Annotated in this window: 6 protein-coding genes and 3 pseudogenes; all 9 read left to right on the top strand. The window is 33.4% G+C overall.

Features of this window, described 5'->3' with window-relative positions; all coding sequences use genetic code 11:
* Positions 1-76 precede the first annotated feature (76 nt).
* A pseudogene (locus FGQ66_RS14645) lies at positions 77-478 on the top strand (DUF5839 family protein); the annotation flags it as partial.
* Between the two features lie 105 nt (positions 479-583).
* Positions 584-847, top strand: a complete 264-nt coding sequence (locus FGQ66_RS14640; protein WP_002297422.1) for a type II toxin-antitoxin system Phd/YefM family antitoxin — start codon at positions 584-586, stop codon at positions 845-847.
* Positions 847-1,119, top strand: a complete 273-nt coding sequence (locus FGQ66_RS14635) for a Txe/YoeB family addiction module toxin (protein WP_002314366.1) — start codon at positions 847-849, stop codon at positions 1,117-1,119. Before FGQ66_RS14640 ends, FGQ66_RS14635 begins: the two co-directional genes overlap by 1 nt.
* A gap of 76 nt (positions 1,120-1,195) precedes the next feature.
* Positions 1,196-1,525, top strand: a complete 330-nt coding sequence (locus tag FGQ66_RS14630; RefSeq protein ID WP_002292678.1) for an AbrB/MazE/SpoVT family DNA-binding domain-containing protein — start codon at positions 1,196-1,198, stop codon at positions 1,523-1,525.
* Complete coding sequence (locus FGQ66_RS14625) at positions 1,515-1,802, top strand: type II toxin-antitoxin system RelE/ParE family toxin (RefSeq protein ID WP_002300557.1); 288 nt, start codon at positions 1,515-1,517, stop codon at positions 1,800-1,802. The genes FGQ66_RS14630 and FGQ66_RS14625 overlap by 11 nt, the downstream gene beginning before the upstream one ends.
* 263 nt (positions 1,803-2,065) lie before the next feature.
* On the top strand, positions 2,066-2,923 hold the full coding sequence (locus FGQ66_RS14620) for a ParA family protein (protein WP_002292680.1): 858 nt from the start codon (positions 2,066-2,068) through the stop codon (positions 2,921-2,923).
* Positions 2,924-3,472: a hypothetical protein gene (locus FGQ66_RS14615; protein ID WP_002335394.1), complete on the top strand. Its 549-nt coding sequence runs from the start codon at positions 2,924-2,926 to the stop codon at positions 3,470-3,472.
* A 310-nt stretch (positions 3,473-3,782) separates the two neighbouring features.
* Positions 3,783-4,061, top strand: a pseudogene (locus FGQ66_RS15890) (thermophilic serine proteinase); the annotation flags it as partial.
* 36 nt (positions 4,062-4,097) lie between these two features.
* Positions 4,098-5,767: pseudogene (locus FGQ66_RS14605) on the top strand (S8 family serine peptidase).
* Positions 5,768-5,988: the final 221 nt, after the last annotated feature.

Below are 5,988 nucleotides of genomic sequence, written 5' to 3'. Positions count from 1 at the left end.
AAATTCATCCTCTCGTAGATAAGTTTAATTTATTCTTGTCTCTACGAAAAGCTGTCTAAGATTTGATACTAACACCACTCGGGCCGGGCGTTCATTATTAATGAAATATAGAAAATTTATACCGGAAGATTTTCAAAACTTACAGTTAGAAAACATGCGTTTAGAAGATTTATTTAGATTAGCAGAAGATGATAAGTATAGATTTGAAGTTTTGAAAATTCAAAAGAATGAACTATTGAATAAGTTATATCCTGAGAATGCGATAAAAGCACATTTTGGTGATGCTAATCATATGTATAGTTGGTTCATTCCTAAAAGATTTAGAGGGAAAATCAATGCTGGAGATCAAGTGAAAGTACTCAATCGAAATAGTACAGATGTCGTAATGATAACAGATATCTATGTAGAAGATGAAGATATAATCAAATATATGAAGCCTGTGATAAAACTTGTTAATAAAAATAAAGGAAACGGATAACACTTTACAATGCTGTTTTGGTACTCCAATTTAAACAAAACAATCGAATTTACGTACTTAATTAAGTACGTTAGAATGGAGATATAAATTAGAGGGGGAGTAGATATGGCAAAAACTGTCTTAAATCCTAGCTCAGCACGGAAAAATTTTTATAAGTTGTTGAAAGATGTAAATGAGAATCATACGGAAATTGAAATCATTAGTGAGCGCAGTGAAAATAATGCGGTGCTTATTGGTTTGGATGATTGGAAAGCAATCAAAGAAACGCTATTACTTGAGCAAATAGGCACTTTGGGTGTTGTTCGTAAGCGAGAAAAAGATGATAGTGGATTTACTAATGTTGATGAAATTGATTGGGATAACTTATAATGAATAACTATTCTGTGATGATTAAAAACTCGGCTAAAGCTGATTTAAAGAAAATCAAACAGTCTAATTTGAAACCTCAATTTGAGAAGGTTATTCAGACTTTAAAGGAAGATCCCTATCTCCCTACCCAATCATTTGAGAAGTTAAAACCTACACATGAAGGTAGGTATTCTAGAAGATTGAATAGACAACACCGGGTTGTTTATAAGGTAGATGAAGATGAACACGTGGTTGAAATTTATTCAGCAAGGACGCATTACGAGTCACAGTAATTACTTGTAAATACATTATCTCGTGGTATAATGTATTTACTAAGTAATTACATACTGTTAGAAATGAGGGATTTAAATGATTACAAAAACAAGAAAACAAGGCAATTCAATCATGTTGACAGTACCTAAAGATTTTAATGTTCCTAATGGAGTCGAAGTTGAAGCAAAGTTGGTAGAGAATGGTATTCTTTATGAATTTGTTGAACCACAAAAAGAATTTTATGATTTTAGCGAAGATATTTTGTCTGATATAATTGCAGAAGGCTACGATAAAGATGAGATTCTTGTAGAATTTAAGAATAGAAAAAACAAAATGCATTCTTCCTTTAGAGATATTGCTGAAGATACACTTACTAATTCTAAAGTAATGACTAAAGAGGAGTTGGCAACAGAAATTGGCTTATGAAATCGTTCCTTCAAAACATGTCATTAAGTATTTAAAAAAGCTAAAAGAGAAGCCATTGAAAGAAAAATTTTTGAATTTAATTTATGATGAAATTGCGATTGATCCATATAAGGGTGAACAAAAAACTGGGGATTTATCAGGTATTTGGTCTAGTGGGTTCAAATATGCGGGCACAACATATAGAGTAGCTTACGAGATTATAGAAAACAAGGTTATTCCAGTATTGTTATGTGGAACGCATGAAAACTTTTATGAACAGTTGAAAAAATTAATCTAGTGATTTGTTGTCGTTCTTAAGAAGGACGGCTTCTTTTTTATCGAAGATCTGATTCGTCTACATGACTAAAGTCGCGAGTATTCTCTGCTTCTCGATAAATTAAATAACGTCATTACTTTGAGGAAAGCTATAAATCAATATATTTCAGCTTTTCCTTATTAATTATAAGGTAGTACATATATATCTTTTTTTTGGTAGTAACTAAAAATAAATATGTTATAATAGTATCAAATGAATATTGCTAAAAGAAAAGAGGTAGGAACGTGGTAGCGAAGAAATATGTAATCGGTAATTTTAAAGGTGGCGTAGGTAAAAGTACGTGCGCGCAAATGTTAGGGTTTGAATCAGCAGTTAATGAAGGAAAAAGAACCTTGATAATTGACTTGGATATGCAAGGAAATACTTCTGATGTGATGAACTTAACGCATATGAACTTCACTAACGAAGAAGGAGGCGGAGAAGGTGAACCGATTGTTTACGAAAATACTGTGACTGACGTGTTGATAAACAATCTTCCACCTAAAGAGGCTGTCTATAAAGTAATCAATAACCTCTATATACTTCCAGCAGACATGTCCTTTGAAATGTATGATGATTGGATCAAAGACCAATATAATGATTCATTATCCCAATTCAAATATATGAAAGAAAAGCTAGAACCATTATTTGATGAGTTTGACGTCATCTATTTAGATGTCCCACCTTCTATTTCTGTATATAGTAAATCCGCGATGTACATTGCGGACTGGGCAATCGTCGTCTTACAGACCCAAGTAAAATCGATGAGAAATGCGATGCAATATCTTGAGTATATGGACTTTTTTGTGAAAGAATTTGATACAAATTTATATGTTGCTGGTGTTATTCCTTTCATGTTGGAAAGCGGTGACGCAGTAGATCAGGAAATGTATAAACAAGCCCAAGAGATTTATGGGGAACATTTGATTAAAAATGTTGTACTCAAAAATGCACGCTTAAAACGATACGACGGATCAGGTATTACGATGGAGAAGACAAAGAAAGGTCTCTTAAAACAATGGGATCGCAAAAGCCACGAATTATTTATCAGTATTTTGAAAGAATTGGAAGAACACGAGAATTGGTATGCGGAGGTGGAGTAATTGGCTGACATCAAAGGACTTGATATTTTTGGGAACAACAAAGGACTCGCCAAAATAAAAAAAGAAGCAGAAGCAAAGAAAAAGCAGCAAGCAATTACACCATCTGAAAATAAGCAATTAGAAGTGCACCAAGTTCAAGAAATAAAAACTTCCTCCAATGTTGAAAGACAGAGTAGAGGAAGAACAAAAAAAGTTGGCGCACCAATCAGAAAGTTTGATAAGGTTTATTCCACCAAGCATCCTTTAAAACTGTCGACTTTGTTAAATGCGACTTCCAGAGTTTTAGTAGAAAAGTATGAGACTAATATGACAAGAGATGAATTGCTTAGAAAAGCTTTAGATGAGTATATTAAACAGAATCTTACGCAAGAAGATAAGCAAGATTTGTTTAATGACGTGGTGAAAGAACTAGACTTGTTCAGAGAAAAATATCCAATTGTTCCAGAATTAGATGATCATGGAGAAATAATAAGAACTACCAGTCAGATAAAACAAGATACCGAAGACTCACTGCGCAAAGGGTGGGGAATGAATAATAAAGTTAGATAATAATCAAAGAAGAACTAAGTAACTACCTTTAAACGGTAGTTACTTAGTTCTTCTTTGATTTGCGTGAAATAGAGGGGATTTATTTTTCTGGTTACGTGATTAAAAAATCCAAAAAATGAGCATAGGAACGGTTATGATTTTAGGGTGTGTTTTAATGAGATATTGTGATTTCATTAACAAGTGTATGATAATCTGTTGTTGAGTTAGTAAATAAGTAATAGAGCTAACTCTAAAATAAAACTATTAGGAGGAGATGTAGGTGAAAAAGTTTAAAAAGAAAATATATTTAGGATTGGTTGTTGGGGTGAGTATGTTTGGGTTCATGGCTCACACTAAACAAGTAACTGCAGATACTAACCAAAAAGAAAGGATTATGAGCCAATTAGATGACTCTCAAATAGAGTATGTACCCAATGAGCTAATTGTCAGTTTAAAGGCTACACAAAGAATTTCAACAGAGAAAAATAAACCGCAAAATTTATTGGGTGTAAAAGTTATGGTGGAAAAAGATTTGACTCTTAGGACAAATGAAAGCGATTATAATAAGCGAGATCAAGTATTATTAGTGAAATTGAACGAAGAAATTAGTGTGGAAGAGGCAGTAAAAACATTTAATGCTTCTGATATGGTCAATTATGCAGAGCCAAACTATGTGGCTGAACTAGAGCCGTTGAATGATGTTGAGGAGCCAAATACAACTGATTCTTTAGGAAATCGATCAATTATTCTTAACGATCCTAATTGGAGTAAACAAGCTAATTTAAGAGAGATTAGCATGCCATCCGCTTGGGAAGAAACCAAGGGTTCTAAGGATGTGAAGGTAGCGGTCATTGATTCAGGAATTGATTATCAACATGAAGATCTTTCTGGAAATGTAGATGAAAGTTTGAGATACGATTTTTTTGACGATGATACAGATCCTATGGATACTATGGGACATGGACACATATTGCCGGGATTATTGGTGCTCAAACAAACAACGAATTAGGTGTTGCTGGAATAAATTGGGATGTTACGATGGTACCTATACGTGTATTTGGTAGTAGTGGAGGTACCAGTTTGGCAATCTTAACTGAAGCTATTAATTATGCATCCCAAAAAGGGTTTCCAATTATCAATTTTAGTATAGGTAGTGTTGTTTATAGCAGTACAGAAGAAGCAATTAAAAACTATCCTGGATTATTCGTAGCAGCAGCTGGAAATAATGGGATAGATATGACTGATAAACCTTTTTACCCAGCTTCTTTGGATATACCTAATATTATTACTGTAGGAAATTCTAGTGGTTATGAACGAAGTTCTGATTCAAATTATAGTAAAACAGGTGTTGATTTATTCGCTAGAGGGTTTCGTGTTTTTAGTACATTTCTAGGAAGTAAATACACGTATATGTCAGGTACCTCGATGGCAACACCTCATGTCACTGGTAGTGCTGCATTAGCGTTGTCACTAGATCCTGATCTATCTACTGATGAATTAAAAAAAATCATTTTAAATAGTGTTGATTCATTTTATGAACTATCTGATTTATGTCTTACAGGGGGAAGACTAAATACGAATAATGTCGTACGACAAGTAACGGGTAAACTTACTGCATCTAATATCACATTAAGATTAAATAGTGAATGGTCAGATGAAATTGCTAAAGAGATGTGTCACGTTCACTGGATTGACCAGTCAGGAAATGATTTGACGGATCAAGTGGTTGTTCTAAAAAACGAAGTGGATACATCTAACTTTGGCGATTACGAAGTAGTATTTGCATCACCTGATTTAACAGATCAAATCTCAGTTACAGTGACCGTACCTCGATTACGTAAACTTACGCTAGGAAAAGAAACAGCAACCATTGATATTGGTTCCGCATGGGATAGTGTCATAGCCATTGATACTTTTCAAGTGAAAGCTATAGATGATTTTGGGAATGATGTTACAAATCAAGTACAGGTTACTATTAATGCTGATATAGATACAATTAATTCAATTCAAGCAGTGATTAAGTTTGAAGTTCCAGAATTAGGCTTAGCCCAAATTGGTAGACTGAATATTACTGCAAAAAATAGTACAATCAATGGATTGAATGAAGTTAGCATCGAGCAAGGAACAGAATGGAACAACTTGTCTGCTAAAGAGATTTGTAATATCACAGCAACTAATCCAGATGGGATAGATGTAACAGAAGCCGTTAAAGTAATAGAAGATAATGTAAATTCAAATGAAATTGGTTCTTACAAAGTAAAGTTCCAATTAGGCTTTGATGGCCCTAAGTTCAGTACGACAATAATTGTGGAATAATACTGTTTATTTGATAGAGTAGACGCTCTTTGGAACGGTAGTTAAATGACAAATAGTTCTCTTTTTATGAAATAAACTCAGAAATACCACATAGTTTAATAAAGGCCTGGAACTTTTTAAGGTTTTGGGTCTTTGTTTTTAACTATATTATTTGTCAAATTAAGCGAGACAAAACTTTCCATTTACGTAACTCAAAAAAACTTCTAATGGTGTTTGGTAAT

It is taken from the genome of Enterococcus sp. BSD2780061688st2 D3 (genome assembly GCF_005844145.1).
Lineage (GTDB): Bacteria > Bacillota > Bacilli > Lactobacillales > Enterococcaceae > Enterococcus_B > Enterococcus_B durans.
This window is presented reverse-complemented; position numbering and strand designations above follow the sequence as displayed.